Source organism: Vibrio zhanjiangensis, from assembly GCF_030161235.1.
Classification (GTDB): Bacteria; Pseudomonadota; Gammaproteobacteria; order Enterobacterales; family Vibrionaceae; genus Vibrio; species Vibrio zhanjiangensis.
In genome coordinates this window covers 93477-114101 of record NZ_BSPW01000012.1, presented here as the reverse complement: position 1 = coordinate 114101, position 20625 = coordinate 93477, and the positions used below count along the sequence as shown (strand labels likewise).

At 43.5% G+C, this 20625-nt stretch carries 18 protein-coding genes and 1 tRNA gene; 4 read left to right on the top strand and 15 right to left on the bottom strand.

Translation table 11 applies throughout. The annotated features are described in order from the left end of the window. Positions 1 to 33 precede the first annotated feature (33 nt). Positions 34 to 118: transfer RNA gene (locus QQK21_RS03020), tRNA-Tyr, on the bottom strand. A gap of 467 nt (positions 119 to 585) precedes the next feature. On the opposite strand from QQK21_RS03020, the gene QQK21_RS03015 reads away from it, so the two are divergent. Together QQK21_RS03015 and vexH are read left to right on the top strand one after the other, a co-directional pair. Beyond that, positions 586 to 1650, top strand: coding sequence for an efflux RND transporter periplasmic adaptor subunit (locus QQK21_RS03015; RefSeq protein ID WP_284190716.1), 1065 nt, complete (start codon positions 586 to 588; stop codon positions 1648 to 1650). Next, on the top strand, positions 1650 to 4760 hold the full coding sequence (gene vexH / locus QQK21_RS03010) for a vibriobactin export RND transporter permease subunit VexH (protein ID WP_284190715.1): 3111 nt from the start codon (positions 1650 to 1652) through the stop codon (positions 4758 to 4760). The genes QQK21_RS03015 and vexH overlap by 1 nt, the downstream gene beginning before the upstream one ends. Positions 4761 to 4791: 31 nt before the next feature. Here the strand turns inward: vexH and QQK21_RS03005 are convergent, their stop codons facing one another. Continuing rightward, positions 4792 to 5412, bottom strand: a complete 621-nt coding sequence (locus QQK21_RS03005) for a DUF6198 family protein (protein WP_284190714.1) — start codon at positions 5410 to 5412, stop codon at positions 4792 to 4794. A gap of 356 nt (positions 5413 to 5768) precedes the next feature. On the opposite strand from QQK21_RS03005, the gene glyA reads away from it, so the two are divergent. Continuing rightward, complete coding sequence (gene glyA / locus QQK21_RS03000) at positions 5769 to 7019, top strand: serine hydroxymethyltransferase (protein WP_284190713.1); 1251 nt, start codon at positions 5769 to 5771, stop codon at positions 7017 to 7019. Between the two features lie 63 nt (positions 7020 to 7082). On the opposite strand, the gene QQK21_RS02995 is transcribed toward glyA, so the two are convergent. The 13 genes from QQK21_RS02995 to leuS all read right to left on the bottom strand — a co-directional run bounded on the left by QQK21_RS02995 (position 7083) and on the right by leuS (position 20014). Further along, a complete protein-coding gene (locus tag QQK21_RS02995; protein ID WP_284190712.1) occupies positions 7083 to 7409 on the bottom strand; it encodes a hypothetical protein in 327 nt (108 codons plus the stop codon). Positions 7410 to 7573: 164 nt separating this feature from the next. Continuing rightward, the gene (lipA, locus tag QQK21_RS02990; protein WP_284190711.1) at positions 7574 to 8539 is read right to left on the bottom strand and encodes a lipoyl synthase; all 966 of its coding nucleotides are present in this window, start codon (positions 8537 to 8539) and stop codon (positions 7574 to 7576) included. Between the two features lie 22 nt (positions 8540 to 8561). Continuing rightward, positions 8562 to 9215, bottom strand: coding sequence for a lipoyl(octanoyl) transferase LipB (gene lipB / locus QQK21_RS02985; protein ID WP_284190710.1), 654 nt, complete (start codon positions 9213 to 9215; stop codon positions 8562 to 8564). 181 nt (positions 9216 to 9396) lie between these two features. Then, positions 9397 to 9675 (bottom strand): DUF493 family protein YbeD, encoded by a 279-nt coding sequence (gene ybeD / locus QQK21_RS02980; RefSeq protein ID WP_284190709.1) that lies wholly within the window; start codon positions 9673 to 9675, stop codon positions 9397 to 9399. A 130-nt stretch (positions 9676 to 9805) separates the two neighbouring features. Then, entirely contained in the window at positions 9806 to 10984 is a 1179-nt protein-coding gene (locus QQK21_RS02975; RefSeq protein WP_284190708.1) for a serine hydrolase, read from the bottom strand. An 89-nt stretch (positions 10985 to 11073) separates the two neighbouring features. After that, positions 11074 to 11859: a septal ring lytic transglycosylase RlpA family protein gene (locus QQK21_RS02970; protein ID WP_284190707.1), complete on the bottom strand. Its 786-nt coding sequence runs from the start codon at positions 11857 to 11859 to the stop codon at positions 11074 to 11076. After that, entirely contained in the window at positions 11860 to 12981 is a 1122-nt protein-coding gene (gene rodA / locus QQK21_RS02965) for a rod shape-determining protein RodA (protein ID WP_284190706.1), read from the bottom strand. A 2-nt stretch (positions 12982 to 12983) separates the two neighbouring features. Then, a complete protein-coding gene (mrdA, locus tag QQK21_RS02960) occupies positions 12984 to 14861 on the bottom strand; it encodes a penicillin-binding protein 2 (protein ID WP_284190705.1) in 1878 nt (625 codons plus the stop codon). Between the two features lie 7 nt (positions 14862 to 14868). Further along, positions 14869 to 15339: a 23S rRNA (pseudouridine(1915)-N(3))-methyltransferase RlmH gene (gene rlmH, locus QQK21_RS02955; RefSeq protein WP_284190704.1), complete on the bottom strand. Its 471-nt coding sequence runs from the start codon at positions 15337 to 15339 to the stop codon at positions 14869 to 14871. A gap of 3 nt (positions 15340 to 15342) precedes the next feature. After that, positions 15343 to 15660, bottom strand: coding sequence for a ribosome silencing factor (gene rsfS, locus QQK21_RS02950; protein ID WP_284190703.1), 318 nt, complete (start codon positions 15658 to 15660; stop codon positions 15343 to 15345). Positions 15661 to 15713: 53 nt separating this feature from the next. Further along, on the bottom strand, positions 15714 to 16727 hold the full coding sequence (gene holA, locus QQK21_RS02945) for a DNA polymerase III subunit delta (RefSeq protein WP_284190702.1): 1014 nt from the start codon (positions 16725 to 16727) through the stop codon (positions 15714 to 15716). Positions 16728 to 16734: 7 nt separating this feature from the next. Next, the gene (locus tag QQK21_RS02940) at positions 16735 to 17328 is read right to left on the bottom strand and encodes an LPS-assembly lipoprotein LptE (RefSeq protein WP_284190701.1); all 594 of its coding nucleotides are present in this window, start codon (positions 17326 to 17328) and stop codon (positions 16735 to 16737) included. A 112-nt stretch (positions 17329 to 17440) separates the two neighbouring features. Further along, positions 17441 to 20014, bottom strand: coding sequence for a leucine--tRNA ligase (gene leuS / locus QQK21_RS02935; protein WP_284190700.1), 2574 nt, complete (start codon positions 20012 to 20014; stop codon positions 17441 to 17443). A 129-nt stretch (positions 20015 to 20143) separates the two neighbouring features. Here leuS and QQK21_RS02930 point away from each other — a divergent pair, with 129 nt between their 5' ends. After that, the gene (locus QQK21_RS02930; protein ID WP_284190699.1) at positions 20144 to 20614 is read left to right on the top strand and encodes a zinc ribbon-containing protein; all 471 of its coding nucleotides are present in this window, start codon (positions 20144 to 20146) and stop codon (positions 20612 to 20614) included. Positions 20615 to 20625 lie beyond the last annotated feature (11 nt).

Genomic DNA, 20625 nt, shown 5'->3' with positions numbered 1-20625 from the left:
TGTTTTCCCAACACAGCAATCAAGCGTTGAATATGGTGGAGGGGGACGGATTCGAACCATCGAAGGCAGTGCCAGCAGATTTACAGTCTGATCCCTTTGGCCACTCGGGAACCCCTCCAGAGTATTTTTATCCTTAACTGATGTTTTCCCAACGCATCAATCAAGCGAGGACAGAATCATAGCAAACTCGCTAAAGCTGTAAAGCCTTTTCTTGTAATTTTGAATTGAATGCTGCCTTTTTGGGCAAAGATGCGAGTAATTGGTATTAATATGATACGGATGAGATTATTTTTTCTTAAATTTCATTCTCTTAGTACAATTTTTGCTGTATTTAAGACACTTTAGCCACATTGGTGAGTGAAGTTTGCTGCTCAAATTGAGTATATTTTGATGATGTTGAGGGTTATAAATTGCTCTAAATAGGATAAAGGGTTGAATAATTGTCTCTAGTGAATAGAGGTGTGAATGATTTGGTGGAAAGAAAGTCGAAACTTACAGTTTATTTCTGTCTCTTTACATTGCTTGACGTTTTTAATGCTATTTAGCATATAAACTATATGCAGCTTATTGATGCAGAATGGAATCATGAAAAAAATAATTATTTTAACCCTCTTTTCTTTATTTTCCGTAACTCACTCGTCATTGTCTTTTGCCAGAGGCGAGCAAACAAAAGCCATCACTGTGATTACAGAAGATGTTGAGAGCCATCAAGTTTCTCAGTCGTTAACCTTAGTCGGTAAGATTGAAGCAAAGCAGTCCGTGGTTATTGCGTCTGAAGTGACGGGAAGAGTGGACAACATTGCAATAAAAGCCAATCAGCAAGTTGAGGCTGGTCAGTTGCTGATTCAGTTAGAGGATGACAAGGCCAAAGCGAGTATTGCAGAGGCCAACGCTTATCTCGATGATGAGCTGCGCAAACTCAAAGAATTTGAGCGTTTGGCCAAAAGTAACGCCATTACTCAAACTGAGATAGATGCACAGAAAGCGAGCGTTGCGATTGCAAGAGCTCGTCTGGATGCGGCGAAAGCGAATTTGAGTGATTTGCATATCAAAGCCCCTTTTTCTGGTACGGTAGGTTTTATTGACTTCAGCCTTGGAAAATTAGTCACGTCAGGCGATGATCTTGTTACCTTGGATGATCTCTCGGTGATGCAACTGGATCTGCAAGTCCCTGAACGCTATTTGTCACAAATTTCTAAAGGCATGGTGGTCTTGGCGACAACGGCAGCATGGGGCAAGCAAGAGTTTCGAGGGCAAGTCGTCGGCGTTGATTCAAGAATTAATCGTGAGACGTTAAATTTAAGAGTTCGGATTCATTTCCCCAATTCTTCGGCTGAACTTAAACCAGGCATGTTAGTGTCAGCTACCATGGCTTTTCCTGCAATAGAAGCCCCAATTATTCCAGTCCAATCTCTCGAATATTCAGGAACCAAGCGTTATGTCTATGTTGTCGATGACAAGGGCAAGGCCAAGCGCACAGAAGTCTTGTTAGGTGCTCGTATCGGTAATCAGGTGGTGATAGAGCAAGGGGTATCCATTGGCGACAAAATCGTTGTGCAAGGTATAGTGAATATGCGCGATGGGGTGACAGTGAGTGAGCTGGGGCAGAATACCGTCTCAGACAAGTCGACCCAGAAAGGAGTGCTCTGATGTGGTTGTCTGATGTAGCAGTAAAACGCCCCGTTGCTGCTGTTGTTCTGAGTTTGTTGTTATGTGTGTTTGGCTTTGTCTCATTCAACAAATTAGCTGTGCGCGAAATGCCGGATATCGAAAGCCCCGTCGTTTCAATTAGTACGCGATATGAAGGTGCTTCTGCCACCATAGTGGAAAGTCAAATTACGTCAGTGTTAGAGGATCAGTTATCCGGTATTAGTGGTATTGACCAAATTGAATCGACCACACGAAATAGCATGTCGAGGATCATGATTACCTTTGAGCTAGGTTATGACCTGACAACTGGTGTGAGTGATGTTCGAGATGCGGTCTCTAGAGCTCAGCGCTCTTTGCCTGATGAGGCCGACGATCCTGTGGTTTTTAAGGACAATGGCTCAGGTGAGGCCTCTCTCTATATTAACTTGAGCTCTTCGCAAATGGATCGTACACAATTAACCGATTATGTCGATCGTGTGCTGCTTGATAGGTTTAGCTTAATCTCTGGGGTCAGCTCTGTTGAAGTCTCAGGTGGATTGTACAAGGTCATGTATGTCAAGCTCAAACCTGCTGAGATGGCTGGTCGCGGAGTGACAACTGCCGATATTACTGATGCACTCAATCGTGAAAATATTGAAAGTCCGGGTGGGGAAGTGCGTAATGATCAAATTGTTATGTCTGTTAGAACGGCTCGAAGTTACAACCAAGCGGAAGATTTTGAGTACTTAGTTGTCAAGCGAGCCAGTGACAATACGTCGATTTATCTCAAAGATGTTGCTGATGTGTTTATTGGCGCCGAAAATGAGAGTTCGACCTTCAAAAGTGATGGTGTCGTTAATGTGAGTATGGGGATCGTCCCCCAGTCGGATGCAAATCCTCTTGAGGTCGCAGAGCGCGTTCACGAGCAAGTGGAGAAAATCCAGAAATTTTTGCCCGAAGGTACTCGCCTTGCTATTGACTATGACTCAACGGTGTTTATTGAGCGCTCTATCACAGAAGTTTATAGCACTTTATTTATTACTGGTGGGCTTGTCATTCTGGTGCTTTATATCTTCATAGGTCAACTCAGAGCAACCTTGATTCCCGCGGTGACAGTGCCTGTCGCACTAATATCATCTTTTATTGCAGCTTACTATTTTGGTTTTTCAGTTAACCTCATTACTTTAATGGCATTGATATTGTCGATAGGGTTAGTGGTTGATGATGCCATCGTGGTCGTGGAGAATATTTTCCACCATATAGAACGGGGAGAAAAGCCTCTTCTGGCTGCTTACAAGGGCACCAGAGAAGTGGGGTTTGCTGTAGTGGCGACCACATTGGTGTTAGTAATGGTCTTTCTGCCGATCTCGTTTATGGATGGCATGGTCGGACTCCTATTTACCGAGTTTTCTGTTTTACTCGCCATGGCGGTGATATTTTCATCCCTGATTGCCTTGACCTTGACCCCAGTTCTTAGTAGTCATCTTCTGAAAGTTAATGTGAAACCCAATCGATTTAACGTATTCATTGACCGGGTCTTTTCATGTCTTGAAGCGGGCTATCGAGCGCTTCTTGTCAGGGCTTTAAAATGGACTTGGGCGGCACCCATTGTCATCATTAGTTGTGTCGCTGGAAGTTGGGGATTGATGCTGCAAGTGCCTTCGCAATTGGCACCATTTGAAGACCGTGGCGTTGTATTTGCATTTGTCAGAGGAGCGGACGCAACCAGTTACAACCGCATGGCGAATAATATGGAGCTGGTTGAGCAGCGTTTACTGCCCATGCTAGGGGAAGGTTTTCTCAAATCATTTAGTATCCAGTCGCCTGCGTTTGGCGGTAATGCAGGTGATCAAACTGGGTTTGTGATCATGATACTGGATGATTGGAACGATCGTGATGTCACTGCGTCACAAGCTTTGGCTGAGGTTAAAAAGGCGCTTGTGGGCATACCTGACGTGCGAATATTTCCATTTATGCCAGGCTTTCGCGGAGGCTCGAGTGAGCCAGTGCAGTTCGTTTTAGGAGGGGCTGATTATGCAGAGCTGAAAATTTGGGCTGAAAAACTCGAGCAGCTTGCCGAGGCCTCTCCTATGATGGAAGGCGCTGATATTGATTACTCCGAGCGCACGCCTGAGCTGGTGGTTAATGTCGATAAGCAGCGTGCTGCCGAACTCGGAATTAGTATTTCAGATATTTCTGAAACGCTGGAGATTATGCTTGGTGGGAAAAGCGAGACTACCTTTATTGAGCGCGGAGAAGAGTACGATGTTTACTTACGTGGCGATGAAAATAGTTTTAATAATGCCACGGACCTCAGCCAAATATACTTAAGAACCAGTTCTGGTGAATTAGTGACTTTAGATGCCGTTACTCAAATTGAAGAGGTTGCGTCTTCGATCCGTTTGTCCCACTACAACAAACAAAAGTCGATCACCATAACGGCCAACTTATCTGAGGGATATACCTTGGGCGAGGCACTTGATTATTTGGATCAGCAAGCCATGGACATATTGCCCGGCGATATCTCGGTAAGTTATGCAGGAGAATCCAAAGACTATATGGAAAATCAATCGAGTATCTTACTGGTATTTGGCCTCGCTTTACTGGTTGCTTATCTTGTTTTAGCGGCGCAGTTTGAGAGCTTTATTAATCCTTTAGTGGTTATGTTTACTGTGCCTATGGGCGTATTTGGCGGATTTTTGGGATTACTCGTGATGGGACAGGGGCTCAATATCTATAGTCAGATCGGGATGATAATGCTGATTGGCATGGTCACTAAAAATGGCATATTAATTGTTGAGTTTGTCAACCAATTACGCGATAGAGGGTTTGAGTTTGAAAAGGCGATTGTTGATGCCTCTGCTCGCCGTTTGCGGCCAATTATGATGACGGCGTTTACTACCTTAGCCGGCGCAGTACCACTGATTCTCTCTACTGGCGCGGGGTACGAAAGTAGAGTGGCCGTCGGGACAGTGATCTTTTTTGGAATGGCATTTGCGACCTTAGTCACCTTGTTTGTGATTCCTGCCATGTATCGACTTATATCGTCATCAACACAAGCTCCAGGGCATGTGGAAGCTGAGCTAAACAGAGAGCTCAGCCATGATGTTAAAGCGCGAAGATCACATTAAATATTGTCTAGCCCTTAGTCTTTTATCAAGACTAAGGGGTTTTAGTTTTGTATTCGCCATAGCTCACTATGTAGCGATGAGGCTTGTGATTCATTGCCAGTACTAGATTGAGTAAAATGGCGCCAAGAACAGATAAGCCAATAGTAGTCGGGGGCATAAAAAGGCACGAAATAATGAGAATACAGCAGTCAATAGAGAGCTGACATTTGCCGACTGAAATACCATATTTATCTTGGATAAATAAGCAAAGTACATTAAACCCGCCTAGGCTTGAGCGGTGACGAAATAAAATCAGCATGCCTAGGCCCATTAACATCCCCCCTGCGACAGCGCAATAAACCTTGTTAATGGCATCAAGGCTAATAACCAGATAAAGATGATCAGAAAGCACAGAAACAAGAGCGCCAGAAACGATACTTCTCAGAGCAAATTGGGCCCCAAAACGCCGCCATGCCAATAAATAGAATGGGCAATTGGTACCAAAGTAAAGGGTTCCAAAAGAAAGCGGGATAAATTGATCGAGCAAAAGGGCTAGACCTGTTGTACCGCCCGTTAATAGTGTAGCGGACTGAAGAAAAAAAATACCTTGGGCGACTAGAAATGTCCCAGTCAAAATGGCGATCCAGTCTTCTTTTGTTGAATGTTTGCTCATTTATAAAAATAAAAAAGTAAATAAGGCTTGGCATAGTAGTGAAAAAAAGTCGATTTCGGTAGCTTGGTAGATAAATTTCAGGTAAACCTATGTATTTGTCATTTTACGAAGCGTAAAGCGAAAAATTGACACTTATGTTATCTATCCGATTTTTTGGCAACAATAAGTGACACCTTCTGCTGTACATCATGAAAATCCTTCATGATAAAAAGTATAATTTTCTCTTTATGGCTATGATCAAATTATGTAGAATGCGCGCTATTAACATGATGCAAACGTTTGCGTGAGTCAAATAACGTAGATCAATACCGTCATTCGTGGTTTTTTTCAGTTTAACTCTGAGTCAGGAGATACAGATGCTAAAGCGTGATATGAATATCGCAGATTATGATGCGGAACTGTTCGCAGCGATCCAAGAAGAAACTCGTCGTCAAGAAGAGCACATTGAACTTATCGCGTCAGAGAACTATACCAGTCCTCGTGTGATGGAAGCGCAAGGTTCTCAACTTACTAATAAGTATGCAGAAGGCTACCCAGGTAAGCGTTACTACGGTGGTTGTGAGTATGTTGATAAAGCGGAAGCGCTAGCAATTGACCGTGCATGTCAGTTGTTTGGCTGTGAGTATGCCAATGTTCAGCCTCATTCAGGTTCACAAGCGAATAGTGCAGTATATATGGCACTTCTTAACCCTGGAGATACTGTGCTGGGAATGAGCTTAGCACACGGTGGTCACTTGACTCACGGCTCACCTGTTAACTTCTCAGGCAAGCACTATAACGTTATTCCTTATGGTATCGATGAAGCTGGTCAGATCAATTATGACGAAATGGAAGCGCTTGCATTAGAGCATAAACCTAAGATGATCATCGGTGGTTTCTCCGCGTACTCACAGATCGTTGATTGGGCGCGTATGCGTAAAATTGCGGATAAGGTTGATGCTTACTTGTTTGTGGATATGGCTCACGTTGCTGGTCTCATTGCCGCTGGTGTATACCCAACCCCCGTTCCACATGCTCATGTGGTGACAACGACAACGCATAAAACATTGGCAGGACCTCGCGGCGGCTTGATTCTTTCTAACGCCGGTGAAGAAATGTATAAAAAGCTCAATTCTGCGGTATTCCCAGGTGGGCAAGGTGGTCCATTGATGCATGTCATCGCAGGTAAAGCGGTTGCTTTTAAAGAAGCGATGGAGCCTGAGTTTAAAGCCTACCAAGAGCGTGTTGTTAAAAATGCTAAGGCAATGGTTGCCCAGTTCCAAGAACGTGGTTATAAAATTGTCTCAAATGGCACTGAGAACCACCTGTTTTTGGTTGATTTGATTGACAAAGACATTACAGGGAAAGACGCTGACGCCGCGTTAGGCGCTGCGAATATTACCGTCAATAAAAACTCGGTACCGAATGATCCTCGTAGTCCGTTTGTGACATCGGGTATACGTGTTGGCTCTCCAGCGATTACTCGCCGTGGTTTCACAGAACAAGATGCGAAAGAACTTGCTAATTGGATGTGTGATGTACTGGATAATCTTGGCAATGAAGAGGTGATAGCATCGACGAAAGCTAAGGTTTTGGAAATCTGTAAGCGTTTACCAGTATACGCTTAATTATTCAGTGACGATAAGTTTAAAAGAGGTTGATGGACCCCATCAACCTCTTTTATTTTTCTATTATTTAGAGATGCTTAGTAGTGTTCCGGACTTACATTTAAATGAGTAGTACTTGCTACTTTCACTAAACTTACCGAGTCCTTCACCATGGCAGTAATCAATGTTGATATCACGCATTGTTTGAAGAGTCGCTTCACTGGTCAACGCAAACTTAGAGCCATCGGCACAGACAATTCTTACCCGGCCATCATCGCTTACAGAGTACAAATCAACCTCAGTGTTACAGAGCTCAAAAGAAGCTTCTCGAAAGTTGTCTTGCTGTGTATTGGATGCACAACCAGCCGTCAGAGCAGTGATTGCCAGAGCAATAAAACCTAGTCTTTTCATAATTATCCCTTGGAGAATATATACAGTTTTAGCGTTAGTAGAGCTAAGCGTATAGAAGAGTGGTGTCTCATTCAAGAAGTGAACAATAAAAAGAGCTGATAGATTCAATCAGCCCTGTGTATTAATAATATTTTTGTGCTTAAAGTCCGGTTTAATAGGTAATGTTAGCCGACTTCTATACCTTGAGCTTGTAGGTCTGCATGATAAGAGGAGCGCACAAATGGACCACATGCGGCATGAGTAAACCCAAGACTAAGCGCGATTTCTTTTAGTTCATCAAACTCTGAAGGTGGCACATAGCGTTCAACGGGCAAGTGATGGCGGCTCGGAGCGAGATATTGGCCTAAGGTCAACATAGTTACGCCATGAGCTCGAAGATCTTTGAGTACCTCAATAATCTCTTCTTTTGTTTCTCCAAGGCCCATCATTAATCCTGACTTGGTGGGGACATCAGGATGTTGCTCTTTGAATTTTTTCAGAAGTTGAAGAGACCACTTGTAGTTTGCTCCGGGACGAGCTTTACGATATAGACGTGGTGCTGTTTCAAGGTTGTGGTTAAAGACATCGGGTGGGTTATCTTTCATTAGCTCAAGTGCAACATCCATCCGACCTCTAAAATCAGGAACAAGTGTTTCAATTCGGATATTGGGGTTTTTGGCTCGGATTTCTCGGTTACAGTCAGCAAAGTGTTTTGCTCCACCATCGCGAAGATCGTCTCTGTCTACAGATGTGATCACGACGTACTTGAGCTTCATATCTGAAATGGTTTGGGCAAGTTTTTGCGGTTCATCGACTTCTGGTGCGACTGGACGACCGTGAGCAACATCACAGAAAGGGCAGCGACGAGTACAAATAGCCCCGAGGATCATGAAGGTTGCCGTTCCGTGGTTAAAGCATTCGGCTAGGTTAGGGCAAGAGGCTTCTTCACAGACTGAGTGGAGATTATTTTTACGCATTGCAGATTTGATTTCCTGAATGCGTTGACTATCTGCCGGTAATTTGATCTTCATCCAGCTTGGCTTGCGCAGAATTTCTTTTTGTTCAGTTGGCATATTTTTAACTGGAATTAATGCCATCTTGTCAGCGTCTCTGTATTTAACGCCTTTTTCCATTTGGATTGGTTTACTCATGCTTCTTATTTCTCTTTGCTTCTCATCGCGTAGGAGAGGCTTCTGTGCTGAATTCAATGTGCTCGTAGCCAAGTAAAGCGACAAGTTCGTCAACTAGGGTCTGTTCAACTTGAGCAACACTATCTGGTCCTCCAAGCTGACTGACTTGAACCATTTCCATACCCGCATAGCCGCATGGATTGATACGTAAAAAGGGTGATAAATCCATGTTTACATTGAGTGCTAAACCATGGAATGAGCAACCTTTTCTGATCCTAAGGCCCAGAGAGCAGATCTTTTTTCCATCAACATAGACACCAGGTGCATCTGGTCGTGCGGCCGACTCTATATTGTAATGTTTTAGCGTGTTGATCACGAGAGTTTCTATCGCAGTGACGAGATCTCTGACGCCGAGCTTTTTGCGACGAAGGTTAATTAGGAAATATGCAACCAGTTGGCCTGGACCGTGGTAGGTAACCTGTCCACCTCTATCGCTTTGTACAACCGGGATATCGCCGGTGTTGATTAAGTGCTCGGCTTTGCCGGCTTGCCCTTGAGTAAAAACAGGATTGTGCTCAACAAGCCAGACTTGATCGCTGCTATCTTCAGTACGAGTGTCTGTAAAATCATGCATAGCTCGCCAAATAGGCTCATAGTCCTGTCGTCCCAAGTGTTTTACCACAAGCTGGTTTTGCATTCCTGATCCTATCGTCATTTAATCAAGTTCACGAATTATAAACTGGTTCGGTTTATGGGACTATATGTCAGAGAAATATTTTTAACCATTTGAAAAATGTAGGTTTTATATCTATCTGATATTTATAATTAAAGCAGCTCAAACGCTGCTTTAACATTTATTCAGTTTTTATAAACTCAATTTACAAAACCATTCGAACTATATCTATCTCACCCAGCTCTTTGTACAGCGTTTCGACCTGTTCAATCGTTGTGGCTGTAATCGTGATAGAGACAGAGTGGTAATTGCCTTTTGCACTTGGCTTTACGCTCGGGCTATAGTCACCTGGAGCGTGCCTTTGGATGACTTCAAGGACCTTTTCCGGTAACTCAGGTTTAGCGTAGCCCATCACCTTGTAGGTAAAAGAACAAGGGAACTCAAGCAGATCTTTTAATTTTGCATCTGAGTTGATAGTCAACATTTTGAAACTCCAAATTGGATGTCATTTAGCCAGCGCGAAATAGTACTGCTATTCAACTAAAATCTCAACAGCTCCCAATAGCAAAGAAAGCCGCAACTATGCGGCTTTCAACTTATTGAAGCTGGGATACTTAAAACATGCTTTTGAACAACATGACAATATAGTCCCAAAGACGACTGAATAAACTGCCTTGTTCTACGTCCTCTAGAGCAAGAAGTGGGTATTCAGCAACATCTTCGCCTTCTAATTGATAGTATAGCTTACCGACAACGTCGCCTTTCTTGAGTGGTGCTTCAAGTTCTTTTTCGAGAACAAAGCTAGCTTGAAGGTTTTTAGCCTGGCCTCGAGGCAGTGTGACATAAGTGTCTTGATCAAGACCAAGGGCGACTTTGTCCTTATCACCCATCCAGATTTTTTCTTCAACGAAGGTTTCTCCGGCTTTATGTGGTGCGACAGTTTCAAAGAAGCGGAAGCCGTAACTCAGCAGCTTTTTACTTTCAGATTTACGTGCGTTTGCATTCTTGGTCCCCATGACGACAGCCACTAAGCGCATTTGCCCTTCGGTTGCCGAGCTGACTAAACTGTATCCTGCATTGCTGGTATGGCCCGTTTTAATGCCATCCACATTCATGCTTTTATCCCATAGCAAACCATTGCGGTTATACTGGGTAATGCCGTTATAGGTGTACTTTTTTTCAGAGTAAATACGGTACTCATCTGGAACATCACGAATCAATGCTTGGCCCAGAAGCGCCATATCGTATGGCGTGGAGTACAAGTTATCGTTGTCCAAGCCATGTACGTTAGCAAAATGAGTGTTTTTCATACCGAGGCTGTCAGCCCAAGCATTCATCAAATCCACAAAGGCGTCTTCAGAGCCTGCAATATGCTCAGCCATTGCGACGCAGGCATCGTTCCCAGATTGGATAATAATACCGCGATTTAAGTCTTTTACCTTAACGGTAGTACCAACCTCGATGAACATTTTTGAAGAGTCAGGAAAGTTTTTTGCCCAAGCATTTTTGCTGATGGTGACATCATCATCAGGAGAAATATTGCCTTGCTCCAACTCTTGACCAATGACGTAACTTGTCATCATCTTAGTTAAGCTAGCGGGTGATAATTTTGTATTCATTTCTTGTTCTGCGAGTACTTTACCTGAGTGGTAATCCATCAGAACATAACCTTTCGCAGCAATTTGAGGCGCATCAGGTACCACTATCGGAGTCGCGAAAGAAGACGATGCGAACGTAGCAGAAAGGGCAATAGAAGAAGCAAAAACGGATTTGATTAGCGTTGTTTTTTTCATATTGACTACAAGTTTAATTTAACTGTCCATATCTTAACAGAAACAATTGTCCAAGCCAGTGAGCAAAATACCTCACACTGGTATGAGGACTACAGAGATTTTATAAAAGCACTCGAATAGCCCATTAGCTTAACTTGTTCTAACGCCTTTTGCGTCAGCAAATAGTCATCAAATGGGCCTAAAAAGACACGATGGAGATTTTTATCAGAGTTCACGTAGCTTTTCACTGACAGGTTTTGACTCAAATCTTTGGCTAAAGTTCGCACTCTTTCTTCGTGTTGTGATGATGCCACTTGAACGACAAACTTTGGAATGGCTTTTTGTTTGTGTTGTTCAGTGGGTTTTTCTACCGAAATAACTTCTAACCTGACGTTAGCGGTTCCGGTGCGGATAACATCGAGTTTTGTGGCCGCTGCGTAGCTGAGATCAATGACTCGCCCAGGATGGAAAGGGCCTCTATCGTTGACCCTTACAATGGCGGTTTTACCATTATCTTTGTTGGTCACTTTAACATAACTTGGAATGGGTAATGTCTTATGGGCCGCTGACATTGAATACATATCGTATATCTCACCATTTGATGTGAGGTGGCCATGAAATTTCTTGCCATACCATGACGCGATGCCTTCTTGAGTAAAACCTTGAGGCTCTTTGATGATAGAGTAACGCTGTCCCTTTAGAGTGTAGTCACGATTCCCCCCAACGCTGTAGGGTTCATATTGTGGTTGAGCGTCTTCAATATGCTCAACCGAAATTGGTGAGTCTGGTGCGAGGTCGTCATCGATGGAATAACGCTTTGAAGGAGAAGATGAACAACCAGCCAGAAAAACGGTAATGACGCAAAGCATACCGAGTACGAGATTACGAAAAATCATTTATGTTGCCTTTGAGAATGCTTTCCTATGAGTGTGTATAGACATCAATATGCCAAACCCTGCCATTAGGGTAACCATTGATGTACCTCCGTAACTAATCAGAGGTAATGGAACTCCGACTACGGGTAGGATACCACTAACCATGCCTATATTAACAAAAACATAAACAAAGAAACTCAATACTATACTTCCTGCCATCATTCGGCCAAATGCTGTTTGTGCCTTAGTGGCTAAAACCAAACCTCGCCCAATGACAAATAGATACAGGCTAAGCAAAACTAAAATGCCAATCAGTCCCCACTCTTCGGCAATAACGGCAAAGATGAAATCGGTATGTCGTTCCGGTAGAAATTCAAGTTGAGATTGAGTACCTTGTAACCAGCCTTTGCCTGAAATACCTCCTGAGCCAATCGCGATTTTACTTTGAATGATATGATATCCCGCCCCCAAGGGATCTGACTCGGGATTAAAGAGGGTCCGAACTCTAACCTTTTGGTATTCTCTCATCAAAAAGAACCACAAAATGGGCAAAAAAGCGCTCAGGCTGCACACGGCAGCAAAAATGATTTTCCAGCTAATTCCAGCGAGAAAGATAACGAATATACCAGAAGCAGCAATCAGTATGGACGTCCCTAAATCGGGTTGTTTAGCAATCAAAATGGTAGGTACGCACACCATAACCAGTGACATAACAAGTGTTTGAAAACTCGGAGGTAGTGAGCGCTTACCGATGAAACGAGCAACCATTAAAGGAACGGCTAATTTAAGAAGTTCAGATGGTTGGAAACGAACGAAGCCAAGATTTAGCCAGCGCTGAGCTCCTTTAGAAGCTTCACCAAAAAATAACACGCCAAGCAGCAGAAAAACACCCAGTGTAAACATAAGAGGAGCCAGTGTTTCATAGGTACGAGGCGGTATTTGAGCAAGTAGTACCATGATGCCAAGCGACAGTCCCATGCGCATGGCTTGGCGATCCATCATTGCAAGATTTTGACCGCTGGCGCTGTACATTACAACCAAACCAAATCCCATTAATACCAGTATTCCGAGTAAAAGAGGGAGATCAAGATGGAAGCGTTCAAATAGCGCGCGGTTTTGCCCTGTAGCTGGATCAAAATCCATGATTATTTTGCCTCTTCTTTAACTAACACACGATCAAATACTTTTCTTACCAGAGGTGCTGCTTGTGATGAGCCGCCTCCAGCATTTTCTAATACGACCGTTACCACTAATTTGGGTGAACTAATTGGAGCAAAGCCGGTAAATAGGGCATGATCACGCAAATGTTCTGCAATTTCGTCAGCCTTGTATTCTTCATCTTCACCTAGGCCAAATACTTGTGCCGTTCCTGATTTTCCCCCGCTTTCATAAGGGGTTTTATCAAACGAACGACGTGCAGTGCCTTTTTTTCCATGATTTACTAAACGCATGCCTTCAATGGCCAAATCCCAAAAGCGGCTTTTAACACCGGTAATTGGAGGGTAGGTATCAACTTCAGCTAATACTTGGTCTTCAAACGGCTGACCATTGTCTACTGTGCCTCTTAATAGGTGAGGAGGCATGATTTCACCTCGATTGATTAATACTGAAGTGGCTTTAGCAATCTGCATTGGTGTCGCTGTCCAGTAACCTTGTCCTATACCGACAGGTATGGTGTCACCTTGATACCAAGGTACCCGATGTCGGGCCAATTTCCATTCCTTGGTTGGCATATTGGCCTTGCTTTCTTCATAGATATCGATACCGGTTTTTTCACCAAAACCAAACATCATCATCCAGTTAGAGATGCGATCGATGCCCATGTCATAAGCGATTTGATAGAAGAAAGTGTCCACAGATTCTTCAATGGATTTGACGATATTGACCTTACCATGCCCCCAGCGTAGCCAGTCCCTAAACGGTTTTGTTTTGGAATTAGGGATTTTCCAATAACCGGGGTCACTGCGTGTGGTATAAGGAGTAATGATCCCCTCTTGAAGTGCCGCAACTGCCATAAAAGGTTTAATCGTCGAAGCGGGCGGATAGATGCCTAAGGTCGCTCGATTGACAAGCGGACGGTTTTTGTTATTGAGTAATTCATTGTAGGCTTTGCTGGATATACCATGGACAAAGGCGTTTGGATCGTAACTAGGGCTGGAAACCATAGCTAAAACGCCATTGTCTTTGGGATCGAGCACAACAACACTTCCACGGCGTTTCTCAATGAGTTGATGAATATAAAGCTGCAGGTCAATGTCTAAATTAAGGACAATGTCTTTTCCTGGGGCAGGCGGGATATATTTAAGCGTGCGTATGATTCGCCCCCGGCTGTTAACTTCAACTTCTTGGTAACCCGCGGTTCCATGCAATAAATCTTCGTAGTAGCGCTCTATACCAAGTTTTCCTATGTCACGCGTTGCTTGGTAATTGCCATCTTTTCCTTCACTCGTCAGTCTGGCAATATCTTTGTCATTAATTCTTGATACATACCCTATTACGTGAGTGAGCACTTCACCATAGGGATAGTGTCTTTTTAAGTTTGCATTGACAGATACACCCGGAAATTTGTGCTGATTGACTGAAAATTTGGCCACTTGCTCTTGGGTTAATTGTGTCAGAATCGGCACGGATTTAAATCGGCGAGAGTGGCGTCGCTCACGTTCAAAGCTTTCCACCTGTTCAGGTGTGATCTCAAGGAACTCTCTTAGTCGTGCTATTGTCCCTGACATGTCTTGGATTTTTTCTGGGATGATTTCCAAGCTAAATACCGGACGGTTTTCTGCCAATAATTTTCCATTGCGGTCATAAATTAGCCCTCGGTTTGGGGCGATGGGAACCACTTTGATGCGATTGTCATTGGAGCGCGTTTTGTAGTCCTGATATTGATTGATTTGAATATTGTATAAGTTGGCGATTAAGATACCAACCATGGAGACAATCCCAACGAAAGCGGCGATAGCACGGCCCTTAAATAGCCTTGCTTCTTCTTGATAATCTCTAAACTTAGTGCGCTTTCGTAACATCGGATCTTTATTCTCGGTGATAGGGATGGTTTGCGGTAATACTCCAAGCTCGATATAAGCTTTCAGCCATTACTATTCTGACTAATGGGTGAGGGAGTGTTAGAGCAGAAAGTGACCAACTTTGTTCAGCCGCGGCTTTGCAAGCCGGCGCAAGGCCTTCTGGTCCACCGATGAGGATAGAGACGTCTCGTCCATCCAACTTCCAACTCTCTAGCTGTTGAGCCAATTGTGGTGTGTCCCACTTTTTTCCGGGAATATCTAAAGTAACAATGCGATTTCCTTTCGGCACAGAAGCTAGCATAGCTTCACCTTCCTTTTGCAAAATTCTTGCAATATCGGCATTTTTGCCCCGTTTCCCCGCTGGAATTTCAACCAGTTCTAAAGGCATATCATGAGGAAAACGGCGTTGGTATTCTTGAAAGCCTTGTTCAACCCATTTGGGCATTTTGGTTCCAACTGCAATCAGCTGTAACTTCATTTATCAACCCCAGAGTTTTTCTAGTTGATAAAGTTCTCTTTTTTCTTCTTGCATGACGTGAACTATGGTGCTTCCCATGTCGAGCACTACCCATTCTCCTTCAGTATCACCATTAATACCCAGTGGTTCAAAACCTGCGTTTTTTGATTCTTTAGCCACATGTTCAGCTATCGAGTTCACATGACGCTTTGAAGTGCCAGTGCAAATAATCATAAAGTCAGTAATGCTGGATTTTCCCTTCACATCTAAGGTTTGGATCTGTTGTGCTTTCATGTCATCAGCTTTATCGACCAAAAATTCATTCAGTTCTTCAAATTGCAAAGTATTGTCCTCGTTTTATAGACAGAAAAAAGTAGCAGAGTATATCATGCATTTTATAACTCAACCTGAGGTAGACACATCTCAGTACTCAATTGATGCAATAGTGGCCAGCAGGAAGTCTCATATTGAGTTTTGGAGATTATTTCTGCTTTGGCAATGAGTTGTATTAGTCGCATTACTTTATTTTTCGAGAGTCGGGTTAATGCTCCAGAGTAGAGAGGTCGTTTGGATTGCCATATTTTGTGAGACTCAAACAGGGCTCCAATAGGCTGAGAAGGCATTTTTTGTTGTATCGTAAGCAGCAATATGAGTTCTTTCTGGATTGTTCTTAGAAGAATCGTTGCCTCAACACCTTCAGCTTGCAACTGGCGCAATATTCGTTGGCTGCGTTTGGCTTTGCCAAGAAGTAGTGCATCTATCCAATGAAATGCACTAAAGTGATTACTTCGACTAAGCGACTCTTCTAACCGAATTAGGTTTAGTTGCCCATCAGGATAGAGAAGCGCCAGCTTTTCTAAACTTTGTACTAAAGCAAGCAAGTTACCCTCATGCCATTGAGCTAACAGATGAAGGGCTTCAGCATCAGGTTTGAGCTTCATTTGCCTGCAACGCGTCTGGACAAATTGAGGTAGTCTGCTGAGGTCTGGAGATAAGCAATTTACCCAACAGCCTTTTGCATAAAACGCTTTGAACCATTTCGCATTCTCCTGAGCCTTGGTGAGTTTTGTCCCCATGATTATCAAAACGATATCATCATGTATCATCTCAGCTAAGTTGAATAGGGCGTTGGCAATGGTGGTATTGACACCAGAATCAGGCAGTTCGATTTCAATTAACTGCCGTGGTGAGAATAAACTGATGCTTTGACAGCACTGGTAAATGAGGTTCCAATCACAACTGGCATCAATAGAAAATCGGTGTCGCTCTTCAAAGCCTTGCGAGCTCGCGACTTTCTGGATTGATTGACGAGACTCCTGCAGCAGTAGAGGTTCGTTGCCAAATAGCAAATACACCGGTTGCAGCTGCTTGTTAAGTTGCTCTGGAAGTCTTTCAGCAAAAAGACGCATGATATGACTACTCTGTGCTCTTTACATCGGAAGTGCTTTCTTTGTCTTGCTCATCAAGGGAATCAAGATCTTCTTTAGTTAAAATATGTCCAGCCTTTATATCGGAGCGTAAACGGGCCATTTGACGAATAATTTGTCCTGTTGTGAACTGGCGCATTTCATCTTCGATCATATCTCTTTCAACAGACTTTGCCAGTGCCGTTAAAGGGTTCTCCAAGTAACTACGACTGACGCTAGTAGAGAAAGTCTTATCCCCGATATCAGGAATGGTGACACGGTATGATGCGGTAAAGGTAAGTTCTTTTTCTGCGGCGGTTGTATTTTGATAAAGCGATAAATTTCGCTCTCCTAGACTTTCCCCTAGAATATGTAGATTTGGGACATTTTCAGATGGTGGAACAATATTCACTTCATTAATGCGCAGTTGTGATCTCATCATTCGGGTCAAAGTGCTGTATTGGTCGTAACTGGTCAGCGACAGCGAACCTAACTCGTCAGGGACTGAGTAATCGCCTCTTAGATGAAATCCGCATGCCGATAAAAGGCTTGCAGTGACGACAATACTAATAATTTTTGTAAAAGATATTGAGATTAGGCGCATGAGTAAAACTTTCTTAGTTATTGGAGTACTTATCTTAATCTACTCAATGAATACACTGAGATAAGTAAAGCAAGGTGGGAGATACACACCTTGCTTTAGCTAGGTGTTTAATTTAGTTTGCTACTATGTTCAATAGTTTTCCAGGTACGTAAATCACTTTACGTATAGTGCTATCTTGCGTGAATTTAGTTACATTTTCGTCAGTTAGCGCAAGCTTTTCAATTTCCTCTTTAGCAATGTCTGCGGGCACAGTGAGTTTTGCGCGCAGCTTACCGTTGACTTGAACGATAATCAGCTTTTCGTCTTCAACTAACGCCTTATCATCGTGCTTTGGCCACACTGCATTGTCGATGTCTGACTCACCTAGAGCTTCCCATAGCTCGAAGGAAATATGGGGAGTGATAGGATAAAGCATAACCACCACGGCTTTTAAAGCTTCATCAAGAATAGCACTATCTTGTGCAGATTCTTGAGGTGCTTTAGCGAGTTTATTCATCAGCTCCATGATAGCGGCGATTGCAGTATTGAAGGTTTGGCGGCGAGCAATATCGTCGGTTACTTTTGCGATCGTTTTGTGAACATCGCGACGCAATGATTTTTGAGCACCAGATAGAGCGGAAACCTCAACAGCACCAGCTGCGCCCTTTGATGAATGCTCATTAACCAATTTCCAAATGCGTTTTAGAAAACGATTTGCACCTTCCACACCTGACTCTTGCCATTCAAGTGTCATATCTGACGGAGAAGCGAACATCATGAATAGACGTACCGTATCTGCGCCGTACTTATCGACCATTTCTTGTGGATCGATACCATTATTCTTTGACTTGGACATCTTAATCATGCCCGAGTGAGTCACATCACGACCTTGATTGTCTTGAGCGCAAATAATACGACCTTTGCCATCACGCTCTACGGTTACATCGGTTGGCGCAACCCATTCTTTACCACCTTTGTCGTTCTCAAAATAGAACGCATCAGCGAGTACCATTCCTTGGCAAAGTAATTGTTTGAATGGTTCATCAGATGTTACGTAACCTGCATCTCTCAGTAGTTTGTGGAAAAAACGAGAATACAGGAGATGCATACAAGCGTGCTCAATACCACCTATATATTGATCGACAGGTAGCCAGTAGTTGGCTTTTTCAGGATCGAGAATATCATCGGCTTGTGGTGAGCAGTAACGAGCGTAATACCAAGAAGATTCCATGAAAGTATCAAAGGTATCTGTTTCTCGCAGAGCGGGTTCACCACTGAATGTCGTTTTTGCCCACTCTTTATCTGCTTTGATTGGACTTGTGACACCATCCATAACCACATCTTCTGGAAGAATTACTGGTAGTTGCTCAGCCGGAACAGGATGCACTTGACCGTCCTCGGTCGTTACCATAGGAATTGGCGCACCCCAGTAGCGCTGGCGAGATACCCCCCAGTCGCGCAGACGGAAGTTGACCGTCTTATGGCCTTTGCCTTGTTGCTCCAATTTTGCCGCAATCGCGTTGAATGCAGCTTGGAATTCAAGTCCGTTAAACTCACCTGAATCAAACAACACTCCTTTTTCAGTATAAGCGTTTTCAGAGATATCAAGCTCGCTACCATCGGCTGGTTTAATAACCGGTACTATGTCTAGGCCGTACTTAGTTGCAAATTCATAGTCACGTTGGTCGTGGGCTGGAACGGCCATCACTGCGCCAGTACCGTAGTCCATCAAAACGAAATTAGCGATGTAAATGGGGACTTCTCGACCATTTAATGGATGAATAGCAGTCAGACCAGTGGCCATGCCTTTTTTCTCCATTGTCGCCAGTTCTGCTTCTGCAACCTTGTTGTTTTTGCACTCGTCAATGAAAGCCGCTATTTCAGGGTTGTTTTGCGCGGCAATAGTGGCCAAAGGATGCCCAGCTGCAATACCAACATACGTCACTCCCATTAGGGTGTCGGGACGCGTGGTGTAGACTTCCAAATCTTGTTGACCTTGGACTTCAAACTTGAGTTCCACACCTTCAGAACGACCAATCCAGTTACGCTGCATGGTTTTAACCATTTCTGGCCAGCCGTCTAGGTTGTCGAGATCATCAAGAAGCTCTTGTGCATATTCAGTGATCTTAATAAACCACTGAGGGATTTCTTTTTGTTCCACAGGGGTGTCGCAGCGCCAGCAGCAGCCATCTTCAACTTGCTCGTTAGCCAAAACAGTTTGATCGTTTGGACACCAGTTTACCGAAGAGGTTTTTTTATAAACTAAGCCTTTGCTATACAGTTTGGTAAAAAATTCTTGCTCCCAACGATAATACTCAGGCGTACAAGTAGCAAACTCACGGCTCCAGTCATAGCCAAAGCCTAATAGCTTCAGCTGGTTTTTCATGTACTCAATGTTTTCATAAGTCCAAGGTGCAGGGGCGGTGTTATTTTTGACTGCTGCGTTTTCTGCAGGAAGACCGAAGGCATCCCAACCAATAGGCTGCATGACATTTTTGCCTTGCAGTCGTTGGAAGCGAGAGACGACATCACCGATGGTGTAGTTCCGTACGTGGCCCATGTGCAGTCGGCCACTTGGGTATGGGAACATAGACAGACAGTAGAATTTTTCTTTGTTTGGGTTTTCACTGACAACAAAGGTTTTGTTGTCATCCCAGTGCTTCTGAACTTTTTGTTCAATGTCTTGTGGGTTGTATTGCTCTTGCATCGATGATATCCGGTTATCTTGGAAATTGTGAGTTCAGTTAGAACAGACTTAGTTAGATCGTCATAGAATACCTAAAGGCGAGGTGCACAACAATAGCTTACTTTGTTCAATTGTTCTAAGGAGGCCACTATGTCTAAAAGCAAATCAGGTTACGAGGAAATGTTTGAGGATGTGGTCGATGTTCTTAAGCACAGTCCTGAGGAAATCAATCGTGTTTTAGAAACCTCAGAAAAGTTAGTTGAAGCCGCAAATGATTTAACGAAAGATGAATTGGCTTTGGTCTCTGCGTATGTCAAATCCGATTTAAAAGAGTTTGCTCAAAGTTTTGAAGAATCAAAAGGGGGGCCTTTTTACTTGATGATTGCGGATTCAATCTGGCAGGGGTTGCTAGAGATAACAGATAGAACCAAAGTTGAATGGGTGGAATTGTTTGATGATCTTGAACATCAAGGATTGTATCAGGTGGGTGAGGTCATCGGCTTGGGAGTGTTAATTTGCGATGAATGTGGGCACAAAACGCAATATAACCATCCAACCGTTATCATTCCTTGCATTCAATGTGGATGTAAGGGCTTTAGTCGTCAGGCGCTAAAGCCATAGTGGATTTTCTT